This is a genomic window from Haloferax profundi (genome assembly GCF_001469865.1).
GTDB classification, from domain to species: Archaea; Halobacteriota; Halobacteria; order Halobacteriales; family Haloferacaceae; genus Haloferax; species Haloferax profundi.
The window spans coordinates 1-443 of record NZ_LOPV01000483.1 but is presented as its reverse complement, the minus strand read 5'-3'; the positions used below and the strand labels follow the sequence as shown (position 1 = coordinate 443).

Sequence of the window (443 nt, the reverse complement as noted above, 5' to 3'; positions counted from 1 at the left end):
ATGGGTGGCGCAAAGACGTCCGAAAGAAGCGTGCAGCAGAGCAGCCACAGCCACCCACCTCACTTCGCGGCAAAGCCCGAGACCTGCCTAACACTATCCGCGACTACCTCAGCGACCCAACAGCACGTTTCCTCTTCGCCCGTCGCTTGGGGGTTCTCGCACTCCTTCTCGTCGGGACACTTCTCCTCATCCCCCCGATTGCTGCAGTCGTCGGTACTCTGTTTGTTTCCCCAGACACGGGTATGCAGTGGTTCGACCAGTCGATTACAACGATCACTGCAGTACGCTACACGTCCATATCCACACTCGCGTGGGCGTTCACCGGTCTTTTCGGAATAGTCTACTTCGCCCACATTGCTGAGCGTGAGCGCAACGACCCCACGGGCTGGGCTGGCGAGTGGAATCCACCGAAGTGGTACGCTCTTGCTGTCTACTCTGTTATC

General features: G+C 58.2%; 1 pseudogene. It reads left to right on the top strand.

What is annotated here, in order from left to right:
* Window positions 1–242 precede the first annotated feature (242 nt).
* Window positions 243–443, top strand: a pseudogene (locus AUR66_RS22800) (hypothetical protein); the annotation flags it as partial.